The organism is Streptomyces sp. NBC_01497, from assembly GCF_036250695.1.
Taxonomy (GTDB): Bacteria; Actinomycetota; Actinomycetes; order Streptomycetales; family Streptomycetaceae; genus Streptomyces.
The window spans coordinates 265,180-281,359 of sequence record NZ_CP109428.1 but is presented as its reverse complement, the minus strand read 5'-3'; the positions used below and the strand labels follow the sequence as shown (position 1 = coordinate 281,359).

General features: G+C 65.7%; 8 protein-coding genes and 4 pseudogenes. 6 read left to right on the top strand and 6 right to left on the bottom strand.

Annotated elements, in window-relative coordinates; all coding sequences use genetic code 11:
* Positions 1-128: 128 nt before the first annotated feature.
* Positions 129-869 (bottom strand): hypothetical protein, encoded by a 741-nt coding sequence (locus OG310_RS37285; protein WP_329460664.1) that lies wholly within the window; start codon positions 867-869, stop codon positions 129-131.
* A 268-nt stretch (positions 870-1,137) separates the two neighbouring features.
* On the opposite strand from OG310_RS37285, the pseudogene OG310_RS37280 reads away from it, so the two are divergent.
* A pseudogene (locus tag OG310_RS37280) lies at positions 1,138-1,677 on the top strand (transposase); the annotation flags it as partial.
* Complete coding sequence (locus tag OG310_RS37275; protein WP_329460663.1) at positions 1,674-2,072, top strand: hypothetical protein; 399 nt, start codon at positions 1,674-1,676, stop codon at positions 2,070-2,072. The pseudogene OG310_RS37280 and the gene OG310_RS37275, both read left to right, overlap by 4 nt.
* 506 nt (positions 2,073-2,578) lie before the next feature.
* On the opposite strand, the gene OG310_RS37270 is transcribed toward OG310_RS37275, so the two are convergent.
* The 3 genes and pseudogenes from OG310_RS37270 to OG310_RS37260 all read right to left on the bottom strand — a co-directional run bounded on the left by OG310_RS37270 (position 2,579) and on the right by OG310_RS37260 (position 5,519).
* Positions 2,579-3,440 (bottom strand): IS5 family transposase gene (locus tag OG310_RS37270; protein ID WP_443078946.1). Its coding sequence is split into 2 segments (ribosomal slippage): positions 2,579-2,953 and positions 2,955-3,440, totalling 861 coding nucleotides; the frame shifts between segments, so codons are not numbered across the junction.
* 245 nt (positions 3,441-3,685) lie between these two features.
* Complete coding sequence (locus OG310_RS37265; RefSeq protein ID WP_329460662.1) at positions 3,686-4,096, bottom strand: carboxymuconolactone decarboxylase family protein; 411 nt, start codon at positions 4,094-4,096, stop codon at positions 3,686-3,688.
* 653 nt (positions 4,097-4,749) lie between these two features.
* Positions 4,750-5,519, bottom strand: a pseudogene (locus OG310_RS37260) (transposase family protein).
* Positions 5,520-6,458: 939 nt separating this feature from the next.
* On the opposite strand from OG310_RS37260, the gene OG310_RS37255 reads away from it, so the two are divergent.
* The 3 genes from OG310_RS37255 (at position 6,459) to OG310_RS37245 (ending at position 12,187) form a co-directional block, all read left to right on the top strand.
* Positions 6,459-7,778 (top strand): MDR family MFS transporter, encoded by a 1,320-nt coding sequence (locus OG310_RS37255; protein ID WP_329460661.1) that lies wholly within the window; start codon positions 6,459-6,461, stop codon positions 7,776-7,778.
* Positions 7,779-7,809: 31 nt separating this feature from the next.
* A complete protein-coding gene (locus OG310_RS37250; RefSeq protein WP_329460660.1) occupies positions 7,810-9,051 on the top strand; it encodes an ATP-grasp domain-containing protein in 1,242 nt (413 codons plus the stop codon).
* Positions 9,052-9,139: 88 nt separating this feature from the next.
* Positions 9,140-12,187 carry a helix-turn-helix transcriptional regulator gene (locus tag OG310_RS37245; protein WP_329460659.1) on the top strand — a complete coding sequence of 1,016 codons (3,048 nt, stop codon included), beginning with the start codon at positions 9,140-9,142 and terminating at the stop codon, positions 12,185-12,187.
* A 492-nt stretch (positions 12,188-12,679) separates the two neighbouring features.
* On the opposite strand, the pseudogene OG310_RS37240 reads toward OG310_RS37245, so the two are convergent.
* Positions 12,680-13,877 (bottom strand): annotated as a pseudogene (locus tag OG310_RS37240) (IS3 family transposase).
* Between the two features lie 66 nt (positions 13,878-13,943).
* Between OG310_RS37240 and OG310_RS37235 the strand changes: the two are divergent.
* Positions 13,944-14,755, top strand: a pseudogene (locus tag OG310_RS37235) (transposase); the annotation flags it as partial.
* A 22-nt stretch (positions 14,756-14,777) separates the two neighbouring features.
* Here the strand turns inward: OG310_RS37235 and OG310_RS38750 are convergent.
* Positions 14,778-15,371, bottom strand: coding sequence for a ricin-type beta-trefoil lectin domain protein (locus OG310_RS38750; RefSeq protein WP_443078945.1), 594 nt, complete (start codon positions 15,369-15,371; stop codon positions 14,778-14,780).
* Between the last annotated feature and the right edge of the window lie 809 nt (positions 15,372-16,180).

The window sequence follows — 16,180 nt, the reverse complement described above, 5'->3', positions numbered from 1 at the left end:
AGACGCCGGTGAGCCTTGTCAGCCGGTATGGCTGACGCGGGCGGGTCGCCGGCCAGGGCAATCCGCCCGCGCCGGGCCGCGGTTCGGGGGTGTGGGACGCCGGTTGGGCGCCGTTCGGCTGGGGAGGGTCAGGTGCCGAGGGAGGCGTCGTGGAAGATGCTGAGGATGCCGGCCCTGATGGGTTGGCCGATCTGAGTGGTGCAGGCGGCGCTGCTCTCCTGCGACCAGACGAAGCCCACCACCGAGGCGGGGCGGTCCTTGGCCTTCTTGTCGACCTTGTTGAGGTCGGTGACCACGCGTTTCGCGAAGGCGGATGCCTTCTCCTTGGCGGTCTCAACTTTCATCTCGATCAGGAAGCGATTGCCGAGGAACAGGTCCGCGCGGGAGCCCCCGGTGGTGTCCACCTCGAAGGGCGGCTGTCGGGTCACCTCCACACCTGCGTCTTGCAGCGCGAGGTAGAGCTCGACCTCCAGCCAGGATTCCCAGCCGCCTGCGGTCTGGCAGACCCTGGCGATGCGACCCTGGTTGTCCTTCGCCCAAGCGACGGCCGTTCGGATGAACAGCTCGTGGTATTCGAGGTCTGCTCTGGTGCCCTGGGAGCTCTCCGATTCGTCGCTCGACTCGTCCGGGAGCTCGTAGTCGCCGACGGGCTGGCCGGAGTACTCCTCCTGGGACGGCTCTTTGTCCTCGCTGTCTTCGCCGGAGTCGGCCGTGCCGCTCTTCAGGCGCTTGAACGGAGCCTCATCGCCGCTGCCCGGCACGTACTTCCGCTTTGCCTTGGTCGACGCGGTGCCCTCTTCAGAGGATTCCTGCTCGTCGACGGAGAAGTCTTCAGACATGGGGTTCCCCTCCTGGTCGCTACTGGTCATCCTCCCGACCTTCGACATATCCCGTACGATCGTTACAAGTCGTATGAAATGACTTGCGCATGACATCATCATTTGCGGGGGTAGCTTCCGTCTCACCGGCCACGCGTCAAAAACAGTCAACCCTGATCATTTGGCTGATCGGGGCTCGGTCGGGCGGTCGAGCCGTACGTGCGTGCGCCCCGCGCGGCCCTGTCCGGAAACCGATGCCCACCGCAGCTGATCTCCCCTCTGGGCGCGGAAGAGGTGAGCAGGATCGGTCGCCGGGACGGAGGACCCGACCCTGGTGGTGCTGGAAACCCAGAGTGTCCACGCGGCCGCCGGGGTCCCCTCCTCCACGACCGGCCGGGACCCGGCGAAGAAGGTGCCGGGCCGCAAGCGAGGACTGGCGGTCGACGTGCTCGGGCTCGTCATCGCCGTCATCGTCCTCGCCGCGAACGCGCACGACAACGCCGCGGGCGTCGCCCTGCTGGACCAAGTCGCCTGGAACACCGGCGGCACCGTCGAGAAGGCTCTGGTGGATCAGGGCTTCAAGAACCAGGTCCTCGCGCATGGAGCCGGCCTGGGCATCGACGTCGAGATCGTCGAACGCAACCCGAAGGAGAAGGGCTTCGTCCCGCAGCCGAAGCGGTGGAGGGTCGAGCAGACCTACGGAATCCTGATACTCCACCGACGCCTGGTCCGCGACTACGAGCACCGCCCGTCCTCCTCCGCTTCCCGCGTCTACTGGGCGATGACCCACGTCATGGCCCGCCGCCTCACCGGAACGAACACCCCCACCTGGCGTGAGCCGAAGGCGGTGGCAGCGTGAACATCGGGCCCCTGCTCGCCGCGCTCGGCCTCCAGGAGGAAACCGCACGGACCATGGCCGAAGACCTCCGCACCCAGATCGAAGAACTGCAGAGCCGGCTGCGGGAGACCAAGTCCCACCTCAAAAACCTCGCGATCACACGGAAGACCGTCACCGCCATCGCCGACCGGCTCCCGACCGCCCCACCGGACCTGCCCGAGCACCCGGACCACCCCCGCATCCTCGGTGTCTTCAACGAGGCCACCGGACCGCTACGGGCCCGGGACGTCTGCGAAGCCCTCGACCACGAACTGCTGGCGAAGAACATCGAGGGCACCCGTGCCAAGCCGAAACGCCTGGTCAAGCTCGACATTCTCACCGAGGTCGACACCGGCCACTTCACGAGACAGCCTTAACCGGCCGTCTATGGCCAGCAGTGTCCGGCCACAATCTGGTGTGCGTACTGGTCCTTCGGGCCGATGTCTTGGACCACACTCCGGGCTTCTTGCACCCGGCCCGTCTCGCACATCACTCGAACAAGGACATACAGGGCGTCATGGTCACCGCCTTTGGCGCGGTCACGCAGCGCCGCCTCCATAGCCCGCTCTCGAAGCGATCTGTTAAGTCTTCGACGTGCGTGCTTATCCGTGAGGGCGCGCTCCGTAAGTTCTGGAATCCGTCCCGCTCGGGCCAGCAGATCCATGTGCCACAGGTGGTTGTCGTGCATGCCTGGATCGTCGGAGAAGCACTCGGCGCGGGCGCTTACCAGTGCGGTCGCCACGTCCCAATCCTGAAGCTGTTCCGCTGCCCGAGCTCGCTCCAACCAGTCCACAGGGCGAGTATCACCTGTCGCCTCATCGGATAGCGCCTTCGAAGTACCCGCTGACGAGAGCCCTTCAAGGCAAGTCACGGCCAAAAGCCCTCAAACCGGCCTCTTAGAGGTCCTAACAAGGGTGTTGGATGTGGCGGTGGGTGATGAGGCAGGTGGCGAGGCCGAGGAAAAGGCTTCGTGGATGTCGTCGCGTCGTTCCCAGCGGATACGCAGATGTCGGAAGCCGTGGAACGAGGCGATCGTGCGCTCGACGACCGAGCGCTGAGCACCGAGGCCGGAGCCGTGTGGAATGCCGCGGCGGGCGATGACCGGTTTGATGCCCTGAGCCCAGACGAGGCGGCGGTACTTGTCGTGGTCGTAGCCGCGGTCGCCGAGCGGGACGTCATGGCGGCGACGGGGACGTCCCGCGAGGCCCTGGATAGGTGGGATCTTGGCGAGCAGGGGCGTGAGGTGGGCGACGTCGCCCACGGTTTCCGCCGGTCAGGGACACCGCGAGCGGTGTGTCCTGGCCGTCGATGAGGAGGTGGTGCTTGCTGCCGGGCCGTGCGCGGTCGACCGGGCTGGGACCGCTTTTGGGCCCCGTCGGGCGGCCCGGGCATGGGAGGAATCGCTTCCCCGCCCGAGACCAGTCGAGCTGCTTCGCCGCCCGGGGCTTGGCCAGCAGCACGAGGTGGAGCCTGTCCCAGACGTTGGCCTCGTTCCACGCTGCCAGCCGCCGCCAGCACGTCATGCCCGAGCCGAAGCCCAGCTCCCGCGGTAGGTACTCCCACTGGATCCCGGTATGCAGCACGAACAGGATCCCGCACAAAGCCTGCCGGTCCGGCACCCGCGGCCTGCCGGCCACGAGTTTCGGTCCTGGCTCAGGCAGCAACGGCTCGATCAACGACCACAGTTCATCCGAGACGATCCACGGACGCGACCCTCTCTTCCCCACGGACAGCCCAACGAGCATCCGAGCCGACAGTCACATCATCCGAGACTTCTGTCAGGACTCTAAGAGTGGACCGTTGATGCTCGCACTGCGGGGCAAATGAGTGCCGACAGCGCCTTGGTCAGGGGGACCGTCTCGAGGTCGCTGCTCCAACTCCGGACTGTGACGGGTTCCTGGGCGGCGCCGGAGGCCCCACTCGTGCTGACTGGATTCCGTCCTCGCTGACTGCACCCACGTGTGGTCGGGTTTTGTCGGCGGGGCTGCAGTCAGACCTTCTTCGTGTCCACTGCCTCTTCGAAGACTTGTTTGGCGATCTGATAGCCCTCGAAGGCGCGTGCAGCACCGGCGTATGCCTCGATGTGGATGAATACTTCGACGATCTCCTCAGGGGTGACTCCACGGTTGAGTGCGATCCGGAGTTGCCCGCGCAGCGGTTCAAGAGTGCCGAGGACCGCGGCAATGGTGACGGAGACGAGGGCTCGGGTCTGCGTGTCGAGAACGTCAGTTCGAGGCCAGGAGTCGCCGAAGGTGTGTGCTGTGGCGAGGCGTTTGAAGTCGGCCGCGTTTTCGGGTTCGCCAGGGCCGAGCTCCAAGAACTGCTCCAAGGGGATGCCCAACAGTTGCTCGGCCATCGCCAGCGCTCTGGCGTAACTAGGTTCTGCACCGTCTCGGGCCACGCTGCTCTCCTTCATGTGAAGGGCGGATGCCTCCGCACGGATTTGGTGAGCCGACCACAGCGCTGCCGACTCCTTGGTCTATGTGAACCCTGAGTGTAAATGCTCCCGGTGGGACGCTGCTGGTATGGCCGTTGCACTGGCTGTCACCCGTGCGCCCTCTGGGTCACCTCGTTACGGCTCCTCCAGGAGGAATCCTCGACATTGCCAGCTATACGAGGGTCGGCGCACTCGAGGAGGCATACGTTGGACGTTCCTCGCCGCGGGCAACCGCATTGTGATGGGCCGCCCGCCTCAATCTGTTTCGACAATGTAGCAGATCGTGTACAATTGACCACATTAATGTGTTATTTGTTGGGTGGGAGAGGCGCGAGTCGTCGCTGGCGCGACAAGAGGGCCCCGATAGCACCTGCCTGACCGCAGCCGCCCTGGCGGACAGTGTTCTCGGCGCCACGGACCCGCAAACGGCGGGCTCGGGCGCAAGTAACTGTTAGCAGTCGGCGCCGACGCCTGACGATCACCGCAATCGACTTGCGCGGCAACCAGCGCGCACTCACTGAAGCGTACGACGGCCGGTCGTCGCCTTTGGTGGCCTCCACGTGGTGATTAACAGTCAGGTGCGAGTTGGGGCAATCGAGATCACTGAGCCTTTTCCATCATCGCTCTGAGCTGGCCAGATGTAGGGTGAGGACGGCTTGCACGAAGGCGGTGATCCGGGTGGTGGAGCACCGCAGCTTGCGGAGGAGCCGCCACGACTTGAGGGTGGCCATGGCGTGTTCGATGAGTGCGCGAATCTTGGCGTGAGAGCGGTTCGCTGCCTGTTGACCTGCTGAAAGGTTGTCCCGTCGCCCCCAGTACGGGATGCGGACGGTGCCGGCGGCTCCTGGGTAGCCTTTGTCCGCCCAGCAGGGGGGTGTCGGCTTGGGCGGGGGCGTCGATGATGCCGTGTTCCCGGGCCGCGCGGACGTCGTGGACGGCGCCCGGCAGGGTCGGCGAGACCCATAGGGGTCGGCCGAAGGGATGGGTGAGGACCTGGACGTTCATGCCGTGTTTCTTGTGTTTGCCGGAGTAGTAGGGGCGGTCCGCCGCGATGCGGTCGATCGGCAGCAGGGTGCCGTCCAGCAGGACGAAGGCTTTCATCGACGCGGTGCGGGCGGCGTCGGCCAGGGTGGGCGCGGGGTCGGCCAGGAGGTCGACGGCCTTGGCGACGTAGCGGTAGGCGGTCGTGGTCCCGACGCGGAATCCGGCAGCGAGCTGGGCGTGGGTGTGTCCCACGCGCAGGTGGGCGAGTGCGTGAAGGGCTTGGCGACCCGCGCTCAGCCGCCCGCCATCTGGACCCGACCGCACGGCGGTGCCGTCGCAGTTGTTGCGCGAGGAAGCGCAGGGTGGAGCTGGACACGTTGACGCCCGGCGGGTAGACAAGCATGCGAAGCCTCTGGTGGAGACGGTTCTCTTGGTCGAAAACCCATCTACCAGGGGCTTCACCCTGTTGTCATCCCAACCGGCAGACTGCTGAGGCAGGTTGGAAAAGGCTCACTGACGAGGAGGAGCGGAGTCGCACCCTCGAGGCAAGTCTGTACGACAGCGTCACCCGGGTAGCAGTGCGCTGCTCGGCCCGCGGACGCGCCGCACCGGACACTCCGTCCAAACCTCAACGACCGGGGCCATTGGGCGCAGGCTGAGCCGGCGACCTGCCAGATGACGGTAGGCGGCAGACGGGTGTTCGAGACCCTCGCCGTGAAATTGCTCCCCCTGGGCGCGCGCCACCATGGCCAAGGAGGGCGGCACCCGCACTTGCAGAGGCTGAGCATCCTCAGTCGATGCGAGGCTGGCAGAAGGAATCCGACAGGTCGGCCGGCCGCTTCGCCCGACCTAGCAGAGTGATCCTGATGTGCAGCGAGCGGCAGCGGCAGGGTTGCCGAAGCAGCCTTGTCCCGGACTGAAAGGCCATTCCACTGACCCTGCTGTTGCCCGGCTCGGACGAGTGTGGCCGACACTGCAGATCGCGGTGGCTCGCGCCGGAGGACGTGGCTTGGAACGAGCTGATCCTGTCCGGCGACCACGAGGGGCTATCCGGCTCCACCGAGGGGAAATGTTCCCCGCACGGTCGGCCTTATGCCTTGGCCGCAGCGCAGCGATGGGACAACCGGCACGCTCTCCTGTCCCGAAGGCAGACGAGGTCGAGCGCAACGGTCGCTTCCCCTCCTGTGGCGATTGACGTCCGCGCCGACTGGCAGCAGTCCTATACGTATGCAGCGGACCGGGGTAGGGGGCCGCCAAGAATAGGCCACACGCCTGATGCCGCGCCCGCACCCTTCCCGCAGCCTTGGCACAACTGCACGATCGGGGAAGGGGCAGGGAATCTGTGCGCGGCACGACACGTCAGGCCGGCAGTCTGCGAGGGTTCCCCTCCGGTTTTTGGTGGCTGTGGTCCAGCACACTGGTCAACCGGCTGGGTACGTTCGTCTTTCCGTTCCTGACTCTCTACCTCACGACAAGCCGAGGGTACTCGGCCACCGGTGCGGGTCTGGTGCTGTCGGTGTTCGGCGTTGGCTCGGCGGTCGGCGCGTTGGCCGGTGGTGAGCTTACGGACCGGGTCGGACGGCGTGTCACGATGGTCGGTGGCCAGGTGGCGACCGCAGCGGCGACTGCTGTCCTCGGTTTGGTGGCGCATGCCGCTGCTATAGCGGCTCTGGCATTCGCGGTAGGAGCGGCGTCCAGCATCTCCCGCCCGGCTGTATCGTCAATGATCGCGGACCTGGTGGGGCCCGCTGACCGGCTCCGGGCCTTCGCCGTCAATTATTGGGCAATTAACATCGGCTTTGGGCTGTCTACAGTGACAGCCGGCTTCCTTGCCCAGCACGGGTACCTGTGGCTGTTCCTTGGAGACGCCGCGACCACACTGGCCTGCGCGATGATTGTGTGGGTCAAGCTCGCGGAGAGTCGTCCTGCAGAGTGTGCGACTGCGTCGGCGCGAGTACCGCCCGAGCTGGAGACGGCGGTGCCTGCGTTGAAGGGGGGCGCCAGGGGTGTGCTGCGGGACTCCCGCTTCATGGCGCTTACCGCCCTTGCTTTCGTCTTGTGGGTGATCTTCTTCCAGGGCTCGACATCGCTGCCGCTCGTGATGGCCCGCCACGGATTGGGGTCGCATGACTACGGTCTGGTAATCGGTCTTAACGGACTGCTGATCGTGGCGCTGCAGATTCCGCTCACCAGATTCATCAGGCAGCGCAGCATGAGTCGGTCGCTGGCTGTGGCTGCTCTGCTGATCGGGGGTGGCTTCGGGCTGGATGTATTCGCCGGTGGCGCCACAGTCGTCTACGCGCTGACGGTAGTGGTCTGGACACTGGGTGAGATGGTGTATGCGCCTGCCGCCTCTGCGGCCGTGGCTGGCTTCGCGCCACGCGACGCCAGAGGCCGCTACCAGGGCGTATTTGCCTTCAGCTCGTCGGCCGCCTCGTGCGTGGCCCCACTCGCCGGCGGCCTGATCCTCGACTACGGCGGGCCCAAAATGCTGTGGGGTCTGTGCGCTCTACTCGGGGCGGCCGCCGCACTGGCCTTCTTGATGCTGTCTGCCGATCGGCGAGATGAAGCGGCAGCCATACCGCCTACGACAGGCACGGGAGAACAAGCGGCGGCGCTCCCCGGAGCCGGCGAGCTCCTGTGGGAGCAGGAGTCCCAATAACCTGACAAGCCACTCATTCTTGGAGGATATAGTGACTTTCGCACTGATCGAATCTCTTAATCTCGGCCTGGGCCGCCTCGCCGACGCCGCCCACGCGCGTGGCCACGACCTGCACCTGCTGACCGCGGACCGGTCCCGGTACGCGTTCGAGCTGTCGCAGCCGTCAGCCGCGTCGGTCACGGTTACGAGCGTTGACACGAACGACATCACTGAGATCGTTGCGGCGCTACGACGCATTCCCACTTTGGCGGGAGTCGTGCGCATGACCGATCAGTGGACCGCACAGGCCCTGGCTGCCGCGCAAGCCCTGGGGCTGCCGCACGAAGACCCTGAGGCAGTCGCGCTGCTACGGGATAAGGGGAGGCTGCGTGACCATCTCTACCGTCACGGATTCTCGGCGGTCTCCTCTGTCACCTTCGAACCGCTCAGCGTCGACCCCGCGGAACTGAGCCGAACCCTGCCCTTCCCCTGCGTGATCAAGGACGTAAGCGGGAGCCGGAGCAAAGACGTCTGGCTGGTCAAGGAGTCCGCGGAACTGGCACCCGTCCTCGGTGAGGCCGCACGAACGGTGGGGGCACGCGGCGGGAAGATCACAGCCGAGCCCTACCTCCTCGGGCCGCTGTACAGCGCTGAGACCCTGACCTGGGGTTCCGAGACCCGGTTGCTGGGGGTCACGAGTCGCGTCGTGTCGGCGGAACCGTACTTCCGGGAGGAAGCGGGCAGCTTCCCGGTCGACTTTCCGGAAAAAACCCTGCGTGGCCTCTCCGACTGGGTTTCCGCCATCTTGCTCTCAACCGGTTACAGAGAAGGCTTCACGCACACTGAATTCATCGTCACCTCGCACGGTTTCGAAATTGTAGAGATCAATCCCCGACTGGGCGGGGCGCTCATCGGAGAGGCGATCCGGCAATCACTCGATGTGGATGTGCACGACGCCTACCTCGACCTGGCGCTTGGCCAGCGTCCCGCGCTGATGGACGTACTGTTGGAGCCACGGCGTGGGATGGCCCAAGTCTGCGTGTACGCGCCAAGGGCCGGCATATTCGAGGGATTCACGGGCACTGATCTGTTGCCCGCGCACCCGGGTAACCCCGTTCTGTATCCGCTGCGGGAGGCGGGGGCATGGATACCCTCGACCACGGACCAGCGCGGCGCCCTCGCGTTTCTCCTGGCGGGAGGCGACACTTCGGAGCTCGCTTTTCACCACGCCGTGTCGGCTGCCAACAAGCTGGGTGCCCGGATGCAGACAGGAGATCCCGCCGGAGACCGCTGACCGAGCGAGGACCTATCGTCCGCAGGACACCCGCTATAGGATGGAATCGATGCCTACAGATCGTGTAGTTCCTTCCATAGTGCCTGCGATGCAGAACGTGCCCACTAGCTCCGCGTTCGTCGGAAGGAGCGGTGAACTCGCCGCGCTAGCCGAAGCGTTCCGCCTCAGCGACTGCGGGGAGCCGCAACGGATTGTGATCAGTGGTGAGGCCGGGGTGGGTAAAACCCGCCTGGTGGAGGAATTCGCAGTAATGGCGCGTGAAAACGGAGCGCTAGTGGCTTCGGGAGAGTGCATAGAAACCGGAGCGGAAGGTTTGCCCTATGCCCCGTTCCCGGCCGTACTGTGGTCGCTGGTGCGGCAGTCAACGAAGTCATGCGTCACTGGCGCTGACGATCTCCCGGACGAGCTGGCCGGAATCCTGCCGGAGTGGGGAAACTCCGCACCGCTGAACCTGGAGCCAGCCGGCGGCGCCGCGCGCCTGTTTGCCTTGGCCGTCCAGCTACTGGAACGGCTCGCAGTCGAACGCACCGTGGTGATCATCCTCGAAGATCTGCACTGGGCCGACGCCTCTACCCGGGCCATGCTGACGCACATCTTCCGCACGCTGCGCGGCAGCCGTGTCCTGGTCATCGCGACCTACCGGGCGGACGACCTTCATCCCCGACACCCACTGCGCCCGTTCCTCGCCCAATTCGACAGGCTGCGCACCGTAATCCGGATCAGCCTGCCACGCTTCACCCGGGGCGAGGTAGCGCGGCAGATCACTGGAATCCTGTCCGCGGAGCCGAAGCCGACAGCGGTCGACCGCATCTTCGAGCGATCCGACGGAAACGCCTTCTTCGTCGAGGAGCTGGTACGCGCCCTCTCATCCGGGTCCCAGGCGTATCTGAGCGAGTCGCTGCGAGGTCTACTGCTTGCCCGGCTCCAGTCACTTCCAGAAGAGGCCCAGCAGATTGCCCGAGTGGTGGCGGAGGGCGGCAGCGACGTCGAATACCCGCTGCTACGGACCGTGACAAAGGTGTCCGAGGACGATCTTATCGAGGCGCTACGGAACGCGGTGGACGCACAGATCCTGCTGCCGACACCCGATGGGGAGGGCTATCGCTTCCGGCACTCTCTGGTACGAGAGGCGGTCAGCGATGAACTGTTGCCCGGGGAACGCTCTCGGCTGAACCGGCGCTTCGCCGAGGCGCTGGAAGCCGACCCGTCATTGGCGCGACCTGGTGAGCGGACCGCTCGACTAGCCGCGTACTGGTATGCCGCCCATAACCATGAGAAGGCACTAGTGATGAGCCTGCGAGCAGCGGTCGAGGCCCGCTGCCGCTATGCGTACGCCGAGCAATCCCGGCTGCTGGAACGCGCGATGGAGCTGTGGGATGTAGTACCGCCCACTGTGCTGACCACCCTGCGGCCACCGGACCGCACGGAGACTTTCCGGTCCGGCGACGGCGACGGGTCCGCACCCGCTGTCCTCGACCACCTTGACCTGCTCGCCGAAGCAGCAATTGCTGCGCGACTGGGAGGCAACCGGGAACGGGCCCTCGTCATCGCGAAGCAGGGCACGTCGAACGCTGACGCGCAAGGAGACGAACTGCGCACAGCATGGTTTTGGATCCAGCGCTCGTATTTGGTCCAGGAACTCGAACTCAACGACGGCCGCTGGGAACTGGACCACGCATACGAGCTGGTGCGCCGGCAGCCCCCCTCTGCCTTCCACGCCGAGGTGCTGGTTGCCCTGGCCGGTTGGGGAGCGCGACACGAACCGGGCCCAGACAGTCTGGCCAGCGCGGAGCGTGCGGTCGCCTACGCCCACCAGGTGGGCGCCGAGTACACCGAGCTTCACGCTCGACTCATCCGCGGATGGCTCACTGCCGACGCAGGGGGCTTCGAGGGCAGCTTGGCAGACCTGTACCGGGTGCGGGCACGGGCCGAAGAGCTCAGCGCGGTCGGAGTCCTGGGCCGGGTGAGCATAATCCTCCCATCGGCGCTGGAAGGCATGGGCAAGTCCGCAGAAGCGGTTGCCGCCGCGAAGGAGGGCATCAAGGCTTGCGCAGCCCTCGGGCTATCCGATGAAGAGGCCTGGGTGCGCTGCAATCTGTCCCTGTCGCTGTTCTCGCTGGGCTACTGGGATCGTTCAGAGCAGGTGCTCGAAGAAGCGATCAACCTCGCCCGGTCCCACAAGGCATACGGCCTAGTATCTTCGCGACGGTCCCAGATGGCCCTGATGCGCGGCGATCTGGAAACGGCGAAGCACCAGCTGGTCCTCGCCCGAGAGTACTTCGGCACCTATGACCCGCAGCCCCAATTGCTGATCGGCCTCGCCGATGTCGCGATCCGTGTCGCCGCAGCAGAAGGCCTATTCGAGCAGGCCCGCGCGGAGTTCATCAAGATTGAAGCTGTCGGCTTTCCGCCAGGGACCGAGCGCTACGCACTCCCCTTGCTGTGCACCATGGCGGCGGTCGAGGCGGACGCCATGGACGCAGCCCGGCCCGACAATGAACACGAGGCGGTGATCCACCGCATTGGCGAACACGCCGCACAGCTACGGCTGCTCGTTCCGGTCCAGCGCGCCTACTACCTCATGCTGCAAGCCGAACTACGCCGGGCATCCGGCGCGCCGGACCCGCGGCTTTGGGCAAGCACCGCGGCAGCCTTTGCAGAACTGGAGCGCCCCTACGAACTCGCCCTGGCCCATGCCAGATGGGCCGCCTCCCTGCTCCCGACCCGTAACCAGCGGCCCAAGGCGACCGATCTGCTACGTGCTGCCTACGCAGGAGCCACCACGCTCGGTGCACGACTGCTGATGGATGAGCTCTCTTTGCTGGCGGCCCGGGCTCGCGTAAATCTCGCCCCCAGCGCCGGCCAGTCCGCCACGGTCGACCGGAGTGCCGTTTCAGCAGTCGACGGACAAGGATCGTCGGAGAAGGATCACCTACTCGGTCTGACGCCACGCGAGTTGGATGTCCTGCGGCTGCTCACTCGCGGGGACAGCAACCGCAGGATCGGTAAGGAGCTGTTCATCTCGCCGAAAACGGTGAGTGTTCACGTGTCCCACATTCTGACCAAGCTGGGAGTTACCGGGCGCGGCGAGGCTGTCGCCCTCGCCCACCGCAGTGGGCTACCATCGCCGGACTGATAGCCAGGCTGGGCTCGTACAGCTGAGGCGGATCACGGCTCTGTACCCCGCCGTTGGCCGTGATGACGCGCCCGGGAGGGTCGTGAAGTGTGCAGAGTCTTCCATCCGAGCCGGCGCAGTAGCCCCCTCAGGACGGACACCACGGATCCCGGCATTCCCCATGGTGCAGCCGGCCGCCTCAGGCTGGGGAATCAGATGAAGACCCGGGATACCGGTCCCGCAGCCTGGGCGGTGAGGGCCGGACTCGAATGTGTGGTGACGCGGGGATCGGCGGCGCCCTGGCTCGGTAAGGCCGGGGTCTTGAGGTAGAACGATGGGGTGTCTCGGCGTCAACTTTCTGATTCCGAATGGGAGTTCACCTCCTCGTTCCTGCCGGCCGGTCAGTACAGGCCGTATGCGGAGAACCTGCGGGCGCACTTCGAGGGTGTCGTGGGGCGGTTCAGGAACGGGGCGAAATGGCGGGGGGCCTTGACCCCGAATCCTGAATACGGGTTATGCGGCTGGTGCCAGCGTAGTTGGTGTGAGGTGGAGGGCGTTCTCGAAGGCGATCGGTGATCGTTGTCCGAGGCGGGAGTGTCGGCGTCGGGTGTTGTAGCGGTGGAGCCATCTGAAGGCGTCGAGTCGGGACTGGCGTTCGTCGGGCCAGCTCTTTCGTCCCTGCAGTGTCTCGCGTTTGAAGGTCGCGTTGAAGGACTCGGCGAGTGCGTTGTCCGCGCTGGACCCGACCGCGCTCATGCTTCGCTGAACCCCTGCTGACCTGCAGGCTTCGGCGAAGGCCCTGCTCGTGTACTGGGCTCCGTGGTCGGTGTGCATGATTGATTCGGCGAGGCTGCCGCGGGTGCGGACCGCCGCGGCCAGAGCGTCGGTGGCGAGATCCGCGCGCATGTGGTCTGCGATGGCCCAGCCGGCCAGACGGCGTGAGGCGAGGTCGATGACGGTCGCCAGGTAGCAGAATCGTCGATGGGCAGGTAGGTGATGTCGCCCACGTACTTCGTGCTGGGTTTCTCGGCGCTGAAGTCGCGGCCGATCAGGTCCGGTGCTTTGGCCGCGGCCGGGTCGGGGACGGTGGTGCGGTGCCGGCGTCGCAACCGGACCCCTTCGAGCCCGGACGCCCGCATAATCCTGGCGACCTTCTTGTGGTTGACCGCCTCACCGCTCGTCTCGCGGAGCTCGGCGGTGATTCTCGGAACTCCGTAGGTGCCGTCCGATTCTTGGTGCACCACCCGTATCCGGGCGGCCAGTTGTGCGTCGGCCGCCTGCCGGGCAGCTCGGGCCTCGGCTGTCCGGCGCCAGTAGTAAAAGCTCGAGCGGCTCACGCCGAGGATGCTGCACAGCCGCTTCACGCCGTAGCGGCGGTGGAGGTCGGCGACGCACTGGAAGCGGTTCACCAGCGCGTCTCCCCGGCGAAATACTTCGCCGCTTTGCGGAGGATCTCGCGTTCCTCCTCCAGCTCGCGGATCTTCTTCCGCAGAGCCGCGTTCTCCGCTTCCAGCGGGGCCGGCGGCTGGGCCGGTTCCTGCGTCCGGCATCCCCGCGGACGGCTTGCTCCGGCAACCCTCACCCAGTTCCGCAAGGTCTCTGGATTGATCCCCGGATCGGCGGCGACCGACCTGATCGTCGCGTCGGGCCGCGACTCGTACAGCGCGACCGCGTCCGCCTTGAACCCCGGCGGGTAGTTCTTCATGACCACGAGATGTCCGTTCTCAGATCCGCAGGATCCAGTGTCTCGTGTGTCCAACATCAGGGGTCAAGGCCCCTGCGCGACTTGCCCGTCGAGCTGGTCGGCCGGGTCCGTTCCGACCGTGTCATGCGACTGCCGAAGCCGCCTCGTGTCTACGACCCGAAGGGCGGCCGGCCGCCTAAGCACGGCCCGGAATTCCACTTCAGCAAGCCGGACACCTGGCCTGAGCCCGCGATCACCACGGTCACCGCCACCACCAACTACGGCAAGGCCGAGACACAGGCATGGGACCGGGTCCACCCCCGGCTCACCCACTGCTCCTCCTGGCTCGACCACGATGGTGAACTCCCCTTGGTTGAGGGCACGTTGATCCGGTTAAAGGTCGAGCATCTGTCGAAGGAACGGACTGCCCCGCCGGTGTGGTTATGGTCCTCCAAGACCGGTGCCACACCGGACGACGTGGACCGTTTCTGGCAGGCGTTTCTCCGCCGCTCGACCTGGAGCACACCTTTCGCTTCGCGAAGCAGACCCTGGGCTGGACCGCTCCGAAGCTCCGCACTCCCGAGGCGGCGGACCGCTGGACCTGGCTCCTGATCGTCGCTCACACCCAGCTCCGACTCGCCCGGCCTCTCGCCGAAGACCTCCGCCGGCCCTGGGAGAAACCCACCGCCTCCGACCGGCTCACCCCGGCCCGGGTCCGCTGGGGGTTCAGAAACATCCGCGCTCACCTCGCCTGCCCGGCCCGTGTTCCCAAACCCCGAGGCGCCGGTCCCGGACGGCCACCCGGCGCCAAGAACAAACAACGGGCACCCCGCTACGACGTCGGCAAAACCGTCAGACGCCCCGAGATCCTCAAGGCCATCGGCAAGCCGGGCAGGTCCTGGTAGATAAAGAACAAGCTAAGTACCGTCAGTTATGGGCGAAACCCTCCGTCCGCCACTTCTGATTGGAGTGGCCATTGCATGGCCAAAGATCGAGGGGCGAGCCGGACTTAGTCGCCCCGCCGTGAACGTCGACACACTCGTCGGCTACGACGTTGACCAAGTCGAGGGACTTGTTGAGGTCGAACTTCTGAGATGGGCTGCCGTCGCAAGTTGCCAATACGATGGCGGCACCAGAAATACCCGAGTGGCCTGCGACGTCCATACACTTGCCCATCACGCGAACGGTGAGGTCGGCCTGGAACTGCCAATGCTGCTGGGGAGCATCTTGACAATCCCAAATATCTAGTCCTGTCCCATTTGCCGCACTTCCGGCCGGCGGAGCTATGCATCGCCCCGATCCGTACCCGAGGATGGCGACAGATGAGGGCTGCGGGGTTGTTGGCGGCGGAGGAGCGGCAGCCTGCGTATGAGACGAGGCCTGAGGTGCATTTGCGTGCTCGACGGGTGCGGTGGGGAGGGCCTTTGTCCGGTTAAGAGGCGTTTGCGGGCTAAGGGGGTGTGGAGATGGGGTGCCCGAGTCACTGGGCTGAGGGCTGACGGTGTTACTCGGTGACGTCATCGGACTCGGTTCGCTTTGGGGGGTAGCGGCTTCAGCTGTCTGGACAACGTGGTCGCCCTGCCCCCCCCTCATAAGGGGGATGGCGAAGGCTACAGCTGCTACGGCAGTAGCGGCAGCTGCGCACGCCGCAGCCATGACCACCACCTCTCGCCTTTTGCTCCAACCCACGCTGCCGCCGCCGTGCAGCTTTGGCGTCACCGGCGCAGTGTGTGTGGTGTGTACCGTCGCAATCCCCGGCGCGCGTCCGCTGGGAACCTCATCAATCAGAGTGTCAACTGTTGCCTCGCCGTCTAGATCTTCGCTCGATCCGTCGGCCCTGTCTCTCGAAAGAGTCATAAGGCGTTCCAGCGCCGTCCATCCGCGTCTCGGCGCTCGTGACACGTTGCTCATCTTCTCGGATCCTTCAGCGGTCGCGCTACGTCTATAGCCAATGGGCAGCCCGGCATGGACAGGTGTGACGTGTGCACCCCATGACTGCCGCAGTCAGCAGGGAGTTGATGAGACGACCACGGGGCCGACTCGATCGAAGGCATCCGGCGCCCCCGCCTGGTAGCGCAGATGCTGGCAGCCAGGAGCCATTGCGCAAGTGCTGACGAGTGCATTGTTTCGGAAGTCACCCCCACCGGCGGTGTCCTGTGTATCTGCGGCATGTTCTCGCGTGGCACCACCGAACGGCGCGGTGTCCCCGTCAAGGTACGTGAAGAGTCAACCAAAGCCTCGTACATTTAACATACACACTTCATACTCGCCCTGGGTTTCCAAGTGAACTGCCGCGCCCGGGCCCGGCCGATGCTGCTAGTGCGGGCACC